The 14,927-nt window shown below is 48.7% G+C and carries 19 protein-coding genes and 1 other annotated feature; all 19 genes read left to right on the top strand.

Features of this window, described 5'->3' with window-relative positions:
• Nucleotides 1-16 precede the first annotated feature (16 nt).
• The 19 genes from mreC to QMA39_RS07140 all read left to right on the top strand — a co-directional run bounded on the left by mreC (nucleotide 17) and on the right by QMA39_RS07140 (nucleotide 14,918).
• Nucleotides 17-868, top strand: a complete 852-nt coding sequence (gene mreC / locus QMA39_RS07230) for a rod shape-determining protein MreC (protein WP_348646593.1) — start codon at nucleotides 17-19, stop codon at nucleotides 866-868.
• Nucleotides 865-1,392: a rod shape-determining protein MreD gene (gene mreD / locus QMA39_RS07225; RefSeq protein ID WP_027955260.1), complete on the top strand. Its 528-nt coding sequence runs from the start codon at nucleotides 865-867 to the stop codon at nucleotides 1,390-1,392. The genes mreC and mreD overlap by 4 nt, the downstream gene beginning before the upstream one ends.
• Before the next feature lie 35 nt (nucleotides 1,393-1,427).
• A complete protein-coding gene (minC, locus tag QMA39_RS07220) occupies nucleotides 1,428-2,114 on the top strand; it encodes a septum site-determining protein MinC (protein ID WP_027955261.1) in 687 nt (228 codons plus the stop codon).
• On the top strand, nucleotides 2,107-2,904 hold the full coding sequence (gene minD / locus QMA39_RS07215) for a septum site-determining protein MinD (protein ID WP_027955262.1): 798 nt from the start codon (nucleotides 2,107-2,109) through the stop codon (nucleotides 2,902-2,904). The genes minC and minD overlap by 8 nt, the downstream gene beginning before the upstream one ends.
• Before the next feature lie 194 nt (nucleotides 2,905-3,098).
• A complete protein-coding gene (locus tag QMA39_RS07210; protein ID WP_206935344.1) occupies nucleotides 3,099-3,869 on the top strand; it encodes a M23 family metallopeptidase in 771 nt (256 codons plus the stop codon).
• Nucleotides 3,856-4,710 (top strand): site-2 protease family protein, encoded by an 855-nt coding sequence (locus QMA39_RS07205; RefSeq protein WP_027955264.1) that lies wholly within the window; start codon nucleotides 3,856-3,858, stop codon nucleotides 4,708-4,710. Before QMA39_RS07210 ends, QMA39_RS07205 begins: the two co-directional genes overlap by 14 nt.
• A 14-nt stretch (nucleotides 4,711-4,724) precedes the next feature.
• Nucleotides 4,725-6,149, top strand: a complete 1,425-nt coding sequence (locus QMA39_RS07200) for a ribonuclease E/G (protein WP_281658285.1) — start codon at nucleotides 4,725-4,727, stop codon at nucleotides 6,147-6,149.
• A gap of 35 nt (nucleotides 6,150-6,184) precedes the next feature.
• Nucleotides 6,185-6,255: a sequence feature (ribosomal protein L21 leader region), on the top strand.
• A 13-nt stretch (nucleotides 6,256-6,268) separates the two neighbouring features.
• The gene (rplU, locus tag QMA39_RS07195; protein WP_027955266.1) at nucleotides 6,269-6,577 is read left to right on the top strand and encodes a 50S ribosomal protein L21; all 309 of its coding nucleotides are present in this window, start codon (nucleotides 6,269-6,271) and stop codon (nucleotides 6,575-6,577) included.
• Nucleotides 6,578-6,589: 12 nt separating this feature from the next.
• The gene (locus QMA39_RS07190; protein WP_027955267.1) at nucleotides 6,590-6,919 is read left to right on the top strand and encodes a ribosomal-processing cysteine protease Prp; all 330 of its coding nucleotides are present in this window, start codon (nucleotides 6,590-6,592) and stop codon (nucleotides 6,917-6,919) included.
• Between the two features lie 14 nt (nucleotides 6,920-6,933).
• Nucleotides 6,934-7,224 carry a 50S ribosomal protein L27 gene (rpmA, locus tag QMA39_RS07185; RefSeq protein ID WP_027955268.1) on the top strand — a complete coding sequence of 97 codons (291 nt, stop codon included), beginning with the start codon at nucleotides 6,934-6,936 and terminating at the stop codon, nucleotides 7,222-7,224.
• Between the two features lie 187 nt (nucleotides 7,225-7,411).
• Entirely contained in the window at nucleotides 7,412-7,927 is a 516-nt protein-coding gene (locus QMA39_RS07180) for a Spo0B domain-containing protein (RefSeq protein WP_281658284.1), read from the top strand.
• 14 nt (nucleotides 7,928-7,941) lie between these two features.
• A complete protein-coding gene (obgE, locus tag QMA39_RS07175) occupies nucleotides 7,942-9,225 on the top strand; it encodes a GTPase ObgE (RefSeq protein ID WP_027955270.1) in 1,284 nt (427 codons plus the stop codon).
• Nucleotides 9,226-9,242: 17 nt separating this feature from the next.
• Nucleotides 9,243-9,692: an ACT domain-containing protein gene (locus QMA39_RS07170; protein ID WP_027955271.1), complete on the top strand. Its 450-nt coding sequence runs from the start codon at nucleotides 9,243-9,245 to the stop codon at nucleotides 9,690-9,692.
• Between the two features lie 14 nt (nucleotides 9,693-9,706).
• Nucleotides 9,707-10,582, top strand: a complete 876-nt coding sequence (gene pheA / locus QMA39_RS07165; RefSeq protein ID WP_027955272.1) for a prephenate dehydratase — start codon at nucleotides 9,707-9,709, stop codon at nucleotides 10,580-10,582.
• A gap of 171 nt (nucleotides 10,583-10,753) precedes the next feature.
• Nucleotides 10,754-11,746 (top strand): SafA/ExsA family spore coat assembly protein, encoded by a 993-nt coding sequence (gene safA / locus QMA39_RS07160; protein WP_084163109.1) that lies wholly within the window; start codon nucleotides 10,754-10,756, stop codon nucleotides 11,744-11,746.
• Nucleotides 11,736-12,695 carry an aminoglycoside phosphotransferase family protein gene (locus QMA39_RS07155; protein WP_281658283.1) on the top strand — a complete coding sequence of 320 codons (960 nt, stop codon included), beginning with the start codon at nucleotides 11,736-11,738 and terminating at the stop codon, nucleotides 12,693-12,695. Before safA ends, QMA39_RS07155 begins: the two co-directional genes overlap by 11 nt.
• A gap of 35 nt (nucleotides 12,696-12,730) precedes the next feature.
• Nucleotides 12,731-13,468: an NAD(+) synthase gene (nadE, locus tag QMA39_RS07150; protein ID WP_281658282.1), complete on the top strand. Its 738-nt coding sequence runs from the start codon at nucleotides 12,731-12,733 to the stop codon at nucleotides 13,466-13,468.
• A 69-nt stretch (nucleotides 13,469-13,537) separates the two neighbouring features.
• Nucleotides 13,538-14,089 (top strand): YhcN/YlaJ family sporulation lipoprotein, encoded by a 552-nt coding sequence (locus tag QMA39_RS07145; RefSeq protein WP_206935338.1) that lies wholly within the window; start codon nucleotides 13,538-13,540, stop codon nucleotides 14,087-14,089.
• A 76-nt stretch (nucleotides 14,090-14,165) separates the two neighbouring features.
• Nucleotides 14,166-14,918 (top strand): YebC/PmpR family DNA-binding transcriptional regulator, encoded by a 753-nt coding sequence (locus QMA39_RS07140; RefSeq protein WP_281658281.1) that lies wholly within the window; start codon nucleotides 14,166-14,168, stop codon nucleotides 14,916-14,918.
• Nucleotides 14,919-14,927: the final 9 nt, after the last annotated feature.

The raw sequence follows: 14,927 nt of genomic DNA, 5'->3' as shown, positions 1-14,927 counted from the left end.
CCGCAGAAAAAGACTGATGATTGTATTGCTTGGTTTCATAGTACTTGTCACGTTAATTGGATTTTCCATCCGTGATCGGGATTCTCTCAGCACTCCTGAAAAATTCCTTCAGGATTCGGTCGGATGGATGCAGACGATTTTTCATAAGCCGGTCAGCTTCGTAGATACGACGGTTGAGAACGTACAGGATATGTTCAACGTATACGAGCAGAACCAGGTGTTGAAAACCCGCCTGTCTGAATATAAAGGTGTGATTCAGGAGAATCAGCGTCTTAACAAAGAAGTGGACGAACTTCAGGATACCCTCGGGAAGTCGGAGGGGCTCAGCGATTATTCCTCGATTCAGGCGACAGTCATCGCCCGAAGCTCGGATCGGTGGTTTGAGCAGATGACCATCAACAAAGGCGAGGAAGATGGTGTGGAAAAGGACATGGCGGTCATGACGAGTGACGGTCTGGTTGGAAAAGTTAAATCCGCAGGAGCCTTCCATTCCACTGTACTGCTGCTGAGCGGATTTGACCGCTCCAATAAGATTTCCTCCTGGGTAGTCCGGGAAGATAAGGAAGAAGCCTTCGGTTTGATCGAAGGTTATGATGATGAATCGGGTCGTCTTCTCCTTGAAGGCATCAAGCTTGATGAGGAGCTGGAGCCTGGGGACACGGTTATTTCCTCAGGGCTTGGAGGTGTCTTTCCAAGTAACCTGAGAATTGGAACGGTCGAAGAAGTGGTGAATGATCAGTATGGTCTGACAAAAACCGCGTACGTGGAACCGTTTGCTGATTTATTCGACATCAACCACGTGATGGTGGTGGATCGTTCAGTGGAAACGATTGATACAAGCAATGAAGCGGAGGGGGATGAATCATGAGCCGGTATGTCATCCCGCTTTTCTGTCTTTTCCTCCTTGTGATGCAGGGAATGGCAATGAGCCTGCTTCCTGCAAAGCTTGTCTATTCGGATCTCCTGATCACTCCTCACTGGATATTGATCTTTCTATTTATCATTGCGATCTTTTACGATAAGGATCATACGTACCACGCTGTCTGGTACGGTCTTGTCTTTGGCCTGTTGATTGATGTCGTATACACAGGGGTGCTCGGGGTGTACATGATTACCTACACCCTGATTATTTATGTGGTTCACGGGTTGAAAAAACTGGTTCACGCCAATTTCCCTGCCGCATTTTTACTTGCAGTCATCGGCCTCATACTGGCGGATGCCCTTCTTTATATCGTGTATTCGTTCGTTCAGATTACGTCAATCAGCTGGGTGGACTATGGTCTGCTTCGTCTGCTGCCTACACTGGCGGCGAATATGATCTTTTTCACCCTGCTTTATCCGCTCGTGAAAGAGAGGGCATACGATTGGTCGGAAGAAATCAGTAACGTTTAGTGTAGTGAATGTCTAAGGTCTTGAGGTGATTGCCAATGTCGGCGAATGGTCAGAGAATCATGATTAAAGGAACGAGAGATGGATTGATCTTGAAATTGGATGACCAGTGTTCATTCGATAGGCTCCTCCGGGATCTGCAGGATAAGCTGTCCATGAACGGAGTCACGGAAGATGAGCCGATGATCCGGGTCATTATTCAAGTCGGAAAGCGCTACTTGACAGAAGAGCAGAAAGAAGAACTGTCTGCCGTTGTCCGTGAAAAACAGAAACTCGTCGTAGATAAAATCGAATCGGACGTTTTGACAAAAAAAGAAGCGTTGGATTGGAAAGAAAACACAGAAATTACTCCCGTAGCCAGAACTGTCCGTTCAGGACAGGTTGTTGAAGTGAAGGGTGATCTGCTTCTTGTCGGAGATGTCAATCCCGGTGGCCAGGTGAATGCCACTGGAAACATCTTTGTCATGGGGCGTCTGAAAGGGATTGCCCACGCCGGGTGTGAAGGGGATACGGCTGCTGTGATTGCGGCCGCTTATATGCAGCCCAGTCAGCTGAGAATTGCCGATCAGCTCAGCCGATCCCCGGACTACGAGTCTGAGGGCGTGTATATGGAATGCGGGTTTATTGATAAGGACTTTCAGAAGATTCGTATTGATCGGTTACAGGAAGTTGTAAAGAAGAGACCGAATCTCGTAAGTTTTGAAAGGAGAATGATCAATGGGTGAAGCGATTGTCATTACCTCTGGAAAGGGAGGCGTCGGAAAAACGACTACAACTGCCAATCTGGGGACCGCTTTGGCCTTGCAGGACAAAAAAGTCTGCTTAGTTGATACTGATATCGGTCTCAGGAATTTAGATGTTGTGATGGGGCTTGAGAACCGGATTATCTATGACATCGTGGATGTCGTAAAAGGGCGCTGTAAAACGAAACAGGCACTGATTACAGATAAACGCTTCGAATGCCTCCACGTGCTGCCGGCTGCACAGACGTCTGATAAATCGGAGGTCACGCCGGAAGGCATTAAAGCCATTGTCGAGGAACTGAAGCAGGACTATGATTATGTAGTGATTGACTGCCCCGCTGGTATTGAACAAGGGTATAAAAATGCCGTAGCCGGTGCAGATAAAGCGATCGTCGTTACAACGCCGGAAAAATCAAGTGTTCGTGACGCCGACCGGATTATCGGACTGCTTGAGCAGGAAGAGCTGGAAGCGCCGAAACTGGTCATCAACCGGATACGGAACCACATGATGAAAAATGGAGATATGATGGATGTGGATGAAATCGTCAACGTGTTGTCCATTGATCTTCTCGGCATCGTCATTGATGATGAAGCCGTCATCAAGGCATCCAACAGTGGAGAGCCTGTTGCGATGAAGCCGAACTCCAAAGCGTCGTTAGCCTATAGAAATATTGCCCGCCGGATCCTGGGTGAAACCGTACCTCTGTTAAGTCTGGAAGAGGATAAAGGCGTGCTTGCAAAAGTGAAGCGGTTCTTCGGAATGCGCACCTAAAATACGAACCAGCGTCATCCTGCTGGGCCTGAAAGCTGTCGAGAATACTCTCGACAGCTTTTTTATATCCAAGCATGTCCCGTCGAGAAGGAAGCTGGAACGACACCGGTTCTTCAGAAGCGAGAAAGGATTAATAAACCGACCCCTTGTCCCATAGAATAATAGAAAAAAGGGCCATAGAGAGGGGTTTGAGTGTGAATAAGAATATAAGGGATGTACGGAGGAATATAGCAGGCCGGAAGAAAAAGAGGCTGGACCGGCAGGCGCCGCGGAAGGGGCCGGTTTATCAGCCTCCCCAGGATGAAGAGGTTCACGGTTTCCCGCCGTTGATAACCAATGATCATGATGGAGGGCCTCCAAGGGAACCAGTTGAAAACCGCCGTAGCAGCCGGATCGGCCTGCAGGTATTCTTCGCAGCGCTGTTATTTGCCGTCATGGCCGCTGGTACACATTCCAGTACCGCCCTCTTGAAAGCACCAGCGGACTGGGCAGCTGGACAGATGACGGATGAGTTTCCGTTTGCTAAAGTCACGGCCTGGTATAATGACCGGTTTGGTGATCCTCTGCAAGTTATGAAACCGAAAGAAGAGCAGGTGGAAGAGCCCCTTGCCATGCCTGTGAATGGGACAGTGACAACCCCTTTTCAAAACGACGGGAAGGGAATCATTTTGACGACAGCCAGTGATTCCAAAGTGCGCGCTGTCAGAGAAGGAACGGTCGTGTTTGCCGGAAATGACCCCGACTCAGGTAAGACGGTTGTCCTGCAGCATCAGGACGGCACGGAAACGACCTACGGCTATTTGTCCGAGATCGATGTGTATTTGTATGAAAATGTTCAGTCCCAGGGTGGACTCGGTTCTGTGAAAGCGGAAGAGGGAGAGACGGCTGAATTTTTCTTTGCTATAGAAAAAGACAACACGTACCTGGACCCGGTTCAGGTGATCAAAGTAAATGAAGGATCTTAGGGTGGCCGGCTGGCTTCATATCCACCCTCTTTTCTTTCTGCTGGCTTTCTCGGCTATTCTTACAGGAGCCATTCTTGATTTTATTCTTTTATTCTCGATCGTCTTCATTCATGAAATGGGTCATTTTTGGACGGCTCGTCATTTCAACTGGCGGGTGGAAAAACTTGAAATCTGGCTGTTCGGCGGAGCGGTTGTCAGTGAAGAACACCACACCCGCCCGTTTAAAGAGCAGGCAGCCGTCGTCCTCGCAGGCCCCCTTCAGCACCTTTGGATCTATCTTCTTCTGTACGGCATTGCAATGGGGGCGGGACCGCACCCTTTCATTACGACGGCCTTGTTTTACAACACCTTGATCCTGTGTTTTAACCTGATGCCCGTATGGCCGCTGGATGGCGGCAAACTCATCTTCTATTTCTTCTGCCAGGCGTATTCCTTCCAAAAGAGCTTGAAAAGGACGCTTCTTTTTTCTGCGCTCATTTTGACAGCGGCGGCCGGGTGGTTGTTCCTTGAACAGCGGTGGACGCTTGCAGCCGTCCTGCTCACAGCCTTTCTCATTACAGAACACGTTCTGGAATGGAGAAAGCGTGCGTTCAGCCATATGCGCTACCTGCTCTTCTGCGCCTATCAAGACAGGGAAGGGATGAAGACGGAATACCAGCACGTATCCCCGGATATGCGGATCATGGATGCTGTGAAACACGTGCGTCCCAACCGGAGGGTGAAGTATATATTGAAACAGGCGCCCCACTTTTATATAGTAGATGAACAGGAATGTCTGCGCGCTTATTTCGAAAATAAGCAGCCGTATTTAAAGTTTAAGGACATCCGCCAATTTGCTTGAAAAAGAGGGATGGCATGCGAACGTTGATCATACAGACGAAAACGACAGAACGAACCGGGCTGCTTATAGAGAGTGGAAAGGTTCAGGAATATAAAATGGACAGGCCCGGAGCGCGTACGCTCACGGGCTCTATTTACTGCGGCGTGATCGCTCAAATCGATCAAGGACTGCAGGCGGCCTTTGTGGATATCGGTTTAGAGAAAAAAGCATTTCTACGGGGGAATTCGATTCCATGGGGAGAAGGGAAAATCGAAAGCAGAGTGAAGGTCGGAGAGCGTCTGTACGTCCAGGTCGAGAAGGATCCTGCTGGTGATAAAGGAGCGAAAGTAACGGCAGATGTGACCCTTGCAGGAACCCATATGGTCTACAGACCTTATGGCGGAACAACGGCTCTCTCCAAAAAGCTGTCCCCATCCGAACAGTCGGACCTCCAGGCTTTGTTTCACCCTCTTCTTGAAGAACCGGAAGGCATGATTGTTCGAACCGGAGCCAAAGATGCATCCAAAGAATCTTTAATGGAAGAATGGCAGCGTTTAAAAGAAGAATGGAAGCGTACAGTGAATGGTGCGGCGGGGAAACCAGGGTGCATCTGGCAGGAGGATTTTCTGCCGGACCAGTGGTTGAGGAAGTTCCCGGTTTCCTCCATTGATCAGGTCCTCATCGACGACATCGAGACAGCGAACCGTGTGAAGAAGCGTCTGCCGGCCCTGGCCGGCAGGGTTCAATGGGCCAAAAACTTGAAGCAGCACCTGCCTGTACCGATCCACACGCTCCAAAAGGCTCTCCTCCAGCCGGAAGTTCAAACGAAAGAGGGAATTACGCTCGTTATCGAACAAACCGAGGCTATGGTGGTGATCGACGTCAACAGCAGCCAGTTCAAAGGCCGTTCTTTTTCCAATGCCCAGGCTCTGGATGTGAATCTGAAAGCCGTTGAGGAAATTCAAAGACAGATCCGTTTGAGGAACCTTTCCGGGATCATTATGATTGATTTTATCTCGATGAATCATCCGGATCATAACAAAAAGCTGGAGCGGACATGGAGACAGCAGATGAGGAAGGATCCTGTCCCCACAGTCGTCCATGGACTTACGAAACTCGGGCTTATGGAGATGACGAGGAAAAAGGAAGAGGCGCCGCCGTTCTCCCTTCTTGCCGTCCGGAAAGAAAATACGTTCACCTATGAGACGATGGTTTACCAGCTGGAGCGCGCATTGATGGAGCTTGGCGATACAGAAGCTGTCCTGTTGGCCGTGCATCCTGCATGCCTGAAAATAAAAAAACGCTTGTTTTCTGAGGCTGTATCTAGTAAAATTCCACAGGAGCTGTTTGTCAGGGTGGATGACCAAATCCACGGCTGGCAGATAGAGCTTGAAGGGTCTTCCGACATGATTAAAGAAGTGGCGGAAAGCCGTGATGCACGTGTTGACAACTTGTTTTGATCTGTGGTAACATTATTTTGTTATTCTAGTAGCACCCGCTGCTACAACCGCGCAGAACAGGTTTTAAACCGGAAACGGTACCTGAATGGCGAGTCTGAGTATATTGAGGAGGTGCAGGTATGTACGCAATTATTGAAACTGGTGGTAAACAAGTAAAAGTTGAACAGGGTCAGGAAATCTACGTTGAGAAAATGGACGTGGAAGCTGGCGAAACGGTCACTTTTGACAAAGTTCTATTCGTAGGTGGAGACGATACAAAAGTTGGTGCTCCATACGTAGACGGTGCTTCTGTAACAGCTAAAGTTGAAAAACAAGGCCTACAGAAGAAATTGACTGTCTTCAAATACAAGCCTAAGAAGAACTACAAGCGCAAGCAGGGTCACCGTCAGCCGTACACGAAACTTATCGTTGATGAAATCAACGCGTAAGGATTGTTCCGGATGATTAAAGTATCCATGTTTCGCTCACAAGGGGATATTACAGGTTTTGAAATATCCGGTCATGCAGAAAGCGGACCCTACGGCCATGACTTAGTCTGTGCTGCTGTGTCAGCTGTCTCGTTCGGAGCCGTCAATGCTATTGTAAGCCTTTGTGAATTCGAACCTCATGTTGTACAGGGGGGCGAGGGTGGTTATTTGAAAATCACACTCCCCGACGATCTGCAGGAGCCGGTAAAAACGAAAGCCCAGACGCTTTTGGAAGGCATGCAGGTTTCCTTACAAACGATTGAACAAGATTACGATCAATATATTCATATATCCCAACGATAAGGAGGTGAAGACTCATGCTACGTCTTGATTTGCAGTTTTTCGCCCAGAAGAAGGGTGTAGGTAGTACAAAGAACGGTCGTGACTCTGAGTCCAAGCGTCTTGGAGCTAAACGCGCAGACGGACAGCACGCATCCGCTGGTTCTATCCTTTACCGCCAGCGCGGTACGAAAATCTATCCAGGAGCCAACGTTGGCCGTGGTGGAGATGACACATTGTTTGCGAAAGTAGACGGTGTTGTTAAGTTCGAACGTTACGGACGCAACCGTAAAAAAGTCAGCGTTTATCCTGTAGCACAGGAAGCGTAAACGAATAATTTCGTGCAGCAAAAGCCGCGCTTATTGCAGAAAGCAAAGCGCGGCTTTTTTTATATCTGCTTTTCCAGGCTCCGCAACCGTCAGGAAGCTCCCGGCAGAATTTTACCGGAACTGTTTTTGCCGGCTGTAATCTCTGCTATACTTTTTATTATTATGGGTGTTCGAGGGAGTTGAAACGATGGAGGAGAAAGAGATCATCGGACTGCTTAGACATAAGCGTCATGACTGGATGAATCAAATCCAATTGATTCAAGGGTATGCTTCGCTTGGGAAGCACGATCGTCTGATGGATCTGCTGGATACTGTGAAGGCAGAATCGGAGGAAGAACGCAGACTGTTGAATACAGAAGCGGATGAATTTTCGTTATGGCTTCTCACGTTTAACTGGTCGTACCAGTCGTTCCGCCTCACCTATTCGCTGGAGCAGGGGCTTGATTTATCCAGTCATGATCAGACACTGGCTGCTTATGGCAGGCGTATGATGGAAATAATGGAAAAGTATAAGGATAAAGATGAACTCTATGAAGGGACTGTCACCCTTTATCGTGGAGGACAAGGGGCTCTCGGTTTAAGCTGGGAATGGGATGGACGCTTCCCCGACCCCGATTCCGTGCTGGAATCCCTCCAGGATGAAGGGTTTGTCGCTTCCATTTATGACAGGAAAGAACTTTCTATTGAAATGACAATAGAATGAAGAGGTGAATACAAATGTTTGTCGATCAGGTTAAAGTATTTGTAAAAGGTGGAGACGGCGGAAATGGTCTTGTCGCCTACCGCCGTGAAAAATATGTACCAAAAGGTGGTCCTGCCGGTGGAGACGGCGGTAATGGAGGAGATGTCGTCTTTGAAGTGGACGAGGGCTTGAACACTCTCATGGATTTCCGGTACCAGCACCATTTTAAAGCGGTGCGTGGACAAAATGGAATGAATCAGAAGCAGCACGGAAAAAACGCCGAGCCGCTTGTTATCAGCGTACCGCCGGGGACAACAGTGAAAAGCGCGGACTCTGATAAAGTCATCGCCGATTTGACGGAACATAAGCAGAGAGCGGTCATCGCCAAAGGTGGGCGCGGGGGACGTGGAAACGCTCGTTTCGCAAGTCCGAGAAACCCGGCTCCTGAAATTGCTGAAAATGGCGAACCAGGGGAAGAGCTTGATGTCGTGGTTGAATTGAAACTGCTTGCTGATGTCGGCCTTGTCGGTTTTCCAAGTGTCGGGAAGTCTACATTCCTTTCAGTCGTCACCGCAGCACGTCCGAAAATCGCAGATTACCATTTCACGACACTGGCACCGAATTTAGGCGTCGTAGAAAGTCAGGATCACAGGAGTTTTGTGATGGCGGACCTTCCCGGCCTGATTGAAGGAGCCCACGAAGGGGTCGGACTCGGCCACCAATTCCTGCGCCACGTAGAACGTACCCGGCTTCTTCTTCACGTCATTGATATGTCAGCTATGGAAGGCCGTGATCCCTACGAGGATTATGTAACGATCAATCAGGAACTATCCTCCTACGATGAGCGGTTGAAGAACCGTCCACAGCTTATTGTCGCTAACAAAATGGATATGCCTGGAGCAGAGGATAACCTTGAACTCTTCAAAGAGCAGCTCGGAGATCAGGAAATCGACATCTATCCGATTTCCACCGTGACACGGGAAGGCCTGGATGAGCTTCTTTATGCGGTGGCAGATAAGCTTGATCAAATGCCGAAGCAGGAAGAAGAACTGGAAGAAGTCGATGAACGTGTTCTTTATAAGTTTGAAAAAGAAGAAGCTCCATTCAAAGTAACACGGGCCGATGATGGGGCCTACGTGTTATATGGAGAGAAAATTGAATCCTTGTTTAGACGGACAGACTTCTCCAGGGACCAATCGATCAATCGCTTTGCCCGTCAGATGCGCAGCATGGGCGTGGACGAAGCCCTCAGAAAACGGGGAGCTAAAGATGGCGATACGGTAAGACTCATGGATTATGAATTCGAATTTGTGGATTAAGAAGGGAGGAAGAGGTCATGGCGGATTATAACGAAACGTTTTATTTAGTCCGTAGTGATATTCTCCCGGAAGCGATGATGAAGACGATTGAGGCAAAGGAGCTGCTGGAAAGAGGCAAAGTCGGCTCGATTTATGAAGCGGTCAAGCATGTGGGATTATCCCGGAGTGCGTTTTATAAATACCGGGATGCGGTTTTTCCTTTCCAGGCCATGGTGAAAGAACAGATGATCACCCTTTTCTTCCATTTAGAAGACCGGAGCGGGACATTGTCGAATTTATTGATGACGGTGGCGGAATCAGGCTGTAACGTACTGACCATCCACCAGACAATCCCTCTTCAGGGCAAGGCCAATGTGACTCTCTCCTTAAATACGTCAGGAATGAAGGAAAGCATCGAGAAATTGTTACAACAGCTCCATAAACTCGATTTCGTCGATCGTGTTGAAATTTTAAGTTCAGGAGCTTAATTGGAGGGGAAATCATGTCGGAACAGCAGATTGGGTACTTGGGACCCCAGGGGACGTTTACAAAAATGGCGGTGGATGCTTTATTTGATGGCGGGTCATTCATTGCTTATGAGAGCATTCCATCCTGCCTGGATGCGGTGGAGCGTGGTGAGATAGGAACAGCCGTTGTTCCGCTTGAAAATGCGATTGAGGGCTCCGTCCATTTGACGATCGATTATTTAGCACATCAGGTGGATCAGTCTATTATTGCAGAACTGACCGTACCTATTAAGCAGCATCTACTAGTACATCCGGCAAGGAACGGGGAAGAGATCCGAAAGGTGTATTCCCACAGCCACGCCATTGCCCAGTGTCACGAATACCTTCATAAGCACTATCCTAACGCTGAGATTGAGTATACCGCTTCGACGGCTAAAGCCGCTGAACTTGTGGCAGCCGAGCGTGACGGAGTGGCGGCTATTGCGAACCACCTGGCTGCAGAAGGGAATGGACTGACCTTCCTGGATACAAATATTCATGACTATGATAACAACCACACACGTTTTGCTGTCGTCCAGAAGAACCCGCAGACATTGAAGGTGAAGGATCATCCTGTCAGCAAACATAAGACGACAGTCATGGTGACACTGCCTAAAGATTATGTCGGTGCCCTGCATCAAGTACTCGCAGCTTTTGCGTGGAGAAAGATGAACTTATCAAAAATTGAGTCGAGACCAATGAAGACAGGTCTAGGCAACTACTTTTTCCTGATAGATGTAGATCAGCCCTATGATCAGGTGCTGTTCCCAGGTGTACAGGCGGAGCTGCAAGCCCTTGGCTGCCGCTTGAAGGTGATTGGGACGTATCCAAGCTATCAGATCGACATCCCTGCGCCTGTCCATAAAGCTTGAACCTAAAAACCCCGGAATCCCTGCTGTGGCAGGGACATCCGGGGTTTGTTTATATTTTATAGAAATTATTATAGGCTTTTTCATCAAACTTTCGGCTTGTGCTGCATAGAGTGTTATGAAGTTATTTTTGTTTTATTGTTCCTCAGCAATGACAGGAAGGGAGTTGCAATTGTGAGAATTCACATTGTACAAAAAGGAGATACACTCTGGAACATAGCCAAGAAATATGGGGTTGACTTTGAGGAGTTAAAATCCGTAAATACCCAGCTTTCCAATCCTGATATGATTATGCCGGGTATGAAAATCAAAGTCCCTCAAGGTACTAAGCCTGTAAAGAAAGAAGCACCGAAGGCTCAGGCACCTGCAAAGGAAATGCCTTCAGCCCCTTATAAGGAAAAGGCAAAGCCTATTCCTTCCATTAAAGAAGATGAGAAAAAGCCTGCGCCTAAAGGGGTAAAGGAAAAACCGATGCAGCCCATGCAGCCTATGCAGCCGATCCATATGAATATGCCGATCACCATGCCGAGTATCGATCAGCAGATGCAGAATTATTATACAACCTTCCATCTTCCTCAAATGCCGGGACCGAAGCCTGAAGAGTCCCCGGAATCACCGGAGTCGCCAAAAGAGGAAGTGAAAGGAGAGCAGTATCAGCCGATGCAGCAGCCCTACTGTCCTCCGATGCAGCCTCAACTGGTTCATACGGATTACTACTGCTGTCCTCCTTATCCGGTTATGATGCCGATGCCATACGGCGGTATGCCACATCCGATGCAGCAGCCAATGGGGCAGCCGATGTATGGAGACGACTTCGAGTCGGATGATGATATGGTGCAGGGCGCCCAGTCGGATGAGGACTGCGGCTGTGATGGGGGTTCTGTGAAAGGCTATGGTCCTGCGTACGGCGGCCATCATCCTGGCCATCACCCACATCACCCTCAACATCCATGGCAGCAGATGCCTTATGGCGGTATGCAGCAGCCGGGTGGCTGGGGTCAGCCGTACCCGCAGCATCCCCAGCACCACCAATATCCTCAGCAAGGCTGGGGGCAGCAGCCATACCAAGGGTGGGGTCCTTACCCTCAGATGGGACCATGGAACCCACAACAGGCCGGTCAGGGGATGCCGCAGCCCTGGAGAGACGATGATGTAGATGAAAGCTGAATATAAAAAGGGCGATTCATACACGGATCGCCTTTTTCCTTGGATACAAAAAGAAGAAAATCTTCCTGTCGTGTTTGAACGTACCATCAAGCCAAAAGTTTACAAAGTATCGTTTGCAGGAAGACCGATGATTTTAAAGGGCTACCGGAGGCTTCATGTCATACAGCAGCAGATCGACTTCTTTGAACACTGGAATTATGCTTCCCGGACAGCCGCCCGTCCGGTTCCGTTCCGTCCGGAAACATTCACGCTGGGAAAATTAGGCTGTGACTGGGCTTTGTTCGAAAGGATGGAAGGAAGGCACGCCGACTTTGACCGGCATCAAGATCGAAAGAAAGCGGTCCGTATTCTGCATCAGTTCCATCGTACAACGAAGGGCATCGCGGTCCTGTCGATCCCGAAAGATCCATTGTATGTGAAATGGGAGCGGAGGCTGGAGCAGTTTTTGGAAACGAAAGATGTTTTTACGGACTTTGGCAGACGCCATATGTTTCAGGATATATCCTCCCTTGTGGAGCGGAGGCTGGAGGCCTTCTCAGATTGTCCGTGGGGGGAGATAGAAGAACGAGCATGGGATAATCATGAATGGCTCCACGGGGATGTCGCGCATCATAATTTCATCGTCACCCGTGACCAATCCATCCGTATGATTGATTTTGATCTCCTGCATACTGGCCCGCGCGTGTATGATCATATCCAGCTTGCCCAACGTTTCCTCCCCCATGTGGAATCTGAACGCTCCACACTGGTCCAATATTTTCCTCACGTGAAAGAACGGGAAATCTGGTGGAAAGGTGTCCTTGTGCCTTCTGATCTCCTGCGTGAATGGCTGTACGGTTACAGAAGCTGCTTAAGGGAGGAAAGCTCCTTCGTCCGCCAGATAAAGAAACTGGAAAACGCGTGGGAGAGCCGGAAGGAGTTTGTCCGATATGCAGAACATATGCTATGATTAGTTATCATATGTGTGAAAGGATGAACAATCCGGTGGAAGAAAAAGTACAGCAAATAACAGCCTGGCTTCAGGATAAAGTGAAAGAAGCCCATGTCGACGGTCTCCTTGTCGGAGTGAGCGGCGGCATTGATTCCGCAGTCGTAGCCAACTTGATTAAAAAAGCATTTCCTGAGCGCTCTCTCGGTGTAATTATGCCCTGTAAGAGCCAATCAGAAGATCAGGATCATGCCCGCCTTGTAGTGGAAGCCTGTGACCTTCCAGCTTTGACGGTGGATTTGACGGAAACGCATAACGTGATGTTCAAAAACATTCAAACCCAGCTGGAAGCTGCGGGACAGTTGAATGAGGATCAGTTGAAACTTGCGGATGCCAACCTGAGAGCAAGGCTTCGGATGAGCACCCTTTATACGATTGCCACCAACCATAAGTATCTTGTCGTGGGAACAGATAATGCTGCTGAATGGTATACAGGCTACTTCACGAAATTTGGAGACGGCGGTGTTGACCTTGTGCCGCTTGCGAACCTGACCAAAGGTGAAGTGAGAGAGATGGCCGAATACTTAGGAGTACCGAATGAAGTCATTCATAAACAGCCGAGTGCGGGGCTTTGGGAAGGTCAGACGGACGAAAATGAAATGGGTACCAGCTATGCCATGATCGACCGTCATCTTAAAGGAGAGGAAATTCCTGAAGAAGACCGTAAAATCATCGAAGCGATGCATAAGCGGTCCGCCCATAAGCGTCAGCTTCCTCCTGCACCACCGCAGTAACTTTGGTGGAATTTGTCAGACTAAAACATTCTTCTTTACCCATAGTAAGGGGAAAAGGAGAATGTTTTTATGTGGAAAATTATTGGAGTGCTGCTTGCTGCCTGTCTCTTTAGCGCGTGTCAATCAGAGGAAGCCCGGGAGCCGGAGGGAACCTCTGATGAAATTTATGAGCCGATCAGCTACGGGGGAGTGGAGGACACGGAAAGAAGCGGCCGGATTCCAACGGGTAAGGACAGCTATTTTAAGCGGACCGCTGAAAAGGATTTTCGTAACGCCCGGTACGGGGAGACGAACCGATCTCATGATAATGATTTCAACAATGAAGATGCTATGGCCGTCGTAGAGAAAATTCATGAAATCAAGGAAGTAACGATGGCTCAAGCCTATTCTACGGACGATGCTATGTATATTGCCGTCATGATCAATCCGACAGATCGGAGAGACACCGACGTAACAGAAAAAATCAAACAGAAAGCCGGGGAACTGACAGATAAGAAGCTCACCATCTATACGAATAATAACAACTGGGATCATATGAAGGATCTGAATGCCCGCTTGAACGCCGCGGAAGCACCGGACTCCGTGAAAAAACGGATTCGTGAGTTCTTTAACCGGGAGTAAACCTCCTGCTTTTATGCCATAAAATGATTATGGTATAGTGAAAGATAGAAATGTTTTGGGGAGAGGAGAATGTCCAATGGCAGGCCATTCAAAATGGAGCAACATCAAGCATCGTAAAGGGGCCCAGGATGCAAAAAGGGGAAAACTCTTTATGAAGCTGGCCCGTGAAATTTTCATGGCTGCTAAACAGGGCGGAGGGGACGAGGAAACCAATCCAGCCCTCCGGATAGCAGTGGATAAAGCAAGGTCTAACAATATGCCGAAGGATAACATCGAAAGGGCCGTTAAAAAGGCCACCGGGGATCTGGAAGGCGTCAACTATGAAGAGTTCACGTATGAAGGATATGGTCCCGGGGGCGTAGCTGTGATGGTCAAAGTGCTGACGGATAACAAAAACCGTACCGCCGGAGAAGTACGCCATGCCTTCAGCAAAAATGACGGCAACCTTGGTGAAAACGGCTGTGTCGCCTTTATGTTCAACCGCTCCGGTTATCTTGTCATTGACCGGTCCACGACGGATGCAGATGAAGAAGACGTCATGCTGCAAGTGATTGAAGCAGGCGCTGAGGAAATGGAGACAACAGAAGAAAGCTTTGAAATCTATACGGAACCAGAAGCTTTTTCTGTTGTGAAAGCGGCGTTGGAAGAAGAGGGTTATTCGTTCTCGACAAGTGAAGTGACGATGATTCCTGAAACCTATACAGAACTCGATGAAGAGGGCGTAGAAAAAATGCTGAAGCTGATTGATATGCTGGAGGACAACGATGATGTCCAGGAAGTGTATCACAATCTCGATGCGGATGAAGCGGTTCTCGAAAAATTGTCCTGATTCTGCCTT

The organism is Halobacillus sp. Cin3 (assembly GCF_947311855.1).
In the GTDB taxonomy this organism is placed as follows: domain Bacteria; phylum Bacillota; class Bacilli; order Bacillales; family Halobacillaceae; genus Halobacillus; species Halobacillus kuroshimensis.
The sequence above is the reverse complement of the archived record's forward strand: the minus strand, read 5'-3'. Positions and strand labels throughout refer to the sequence as shown.

Bases quoted from the DNA above. Each gene is read 5' to 3' on its own strand.
- mreC (WP_348646593.1), top strand. From the start codon at position 17: ATGATTGTATTGCTTGGTTTCATAGTACTTGTCACGTTAATTGGATTT.
- mreD (WP_027955260.1), top strand. From the start codon at position 865: ATGAGCCGGTATGTCATCCCGCTTTTCTGTCTTTTCCTCCTTGTGATG.
- minC (WP_027955261.1), top strand. From the start codon at position 1,428: ATGTCGGCGAATGGTCAGAGAATCATGATTAAAGGAACGAGAGATGGA.
- minD (WP_027955262.1), top strand. From the start codon at position 2,107: ATGGGTGAAGCGATTGTCATTACCTCTGGAAAGGGAGGCGTCGGAAAA.
- QMA39_RS07205 (WP_027955264.1), top strand. From the start codon at position 3,856: ATGAAGGATCTTAGGGTGGCCGGCTGGCTTCATATCCACCCTCTTTTC.
- QMA39_RS07200 (WP_281658285.1), top strand. From the start codon at position 4,725: ATGCGAACGTTGATCATACAGACGAAAACGACAGAACGAACCGGGCTG.
- rplU (WP_027955266.1), top strand. From the start codon at position 6,269: ATGTACGCAATTATTGAAACTGGTGGTAAACAAGTAAAAGTTGAACAG.
- QMA39_RS07190 (WP_027955267.1), top strand. From the start codon at position 6,590: ATGATTAAAGTATCCATGTTTCGCTCACAAGGGGATATTACAGGTTTT.
- rpmA (WP_027955268.1), top strand. From the start codon at position 6,934: ATGCTACGTCTTGATTTGCAGTTTTTCGCCCAGAAGAAGGGTGTAGGT.
- QMA39_RS07180 (WP_281658284.1), top strand. From the start codon at position 7,412: ATGGAGGAGAAAGAGATCATCGGACTGCTTAGACATAAGCGTCATGAC.
- obgE (WP_027955270.1), top strand. From the start codon at position 7,942: ATGTTTGTCGATCAGGTTAAAGTATTTGTAAAAGGTGGAGACGGCGGA.
- QMA39_RS07170 (WP_027955271.1), top strand. From the start codon at position 9,243: ATGGCGGATTATAACGAAACGTTTTATTTAGTCCGTAGTGATATTCTC.
- pheA (WP_027955272.1), top strand. From the start codon at position 9,707: ATGTCGGAACAGCAGATTGGGTACTTGGGACCCCAGGGGACGTTTACA.
- QMA39_RS07155 (WP_281658283.1), top strand. From the start codon at position 11,736: ATGAAAGCTGAATATAAAAAGGGCGATTCATACACGGATCGCCTTTTT.
- QMA39_RS07145 (WP_206935338.1), top strand. From the start codon at position 13,538: ATGTGGAAAATTATTGGAGTGCTGCTTGCTGCCTGTCTCTTTAGCGCG.
- QMA39_RS07140 (WP_281658281.1), top strand. From the start codon at position 14,166: ATGGCAGGCCATTCAAAATGGAGCAACATCAAGCATCGTAAAGGGGCC.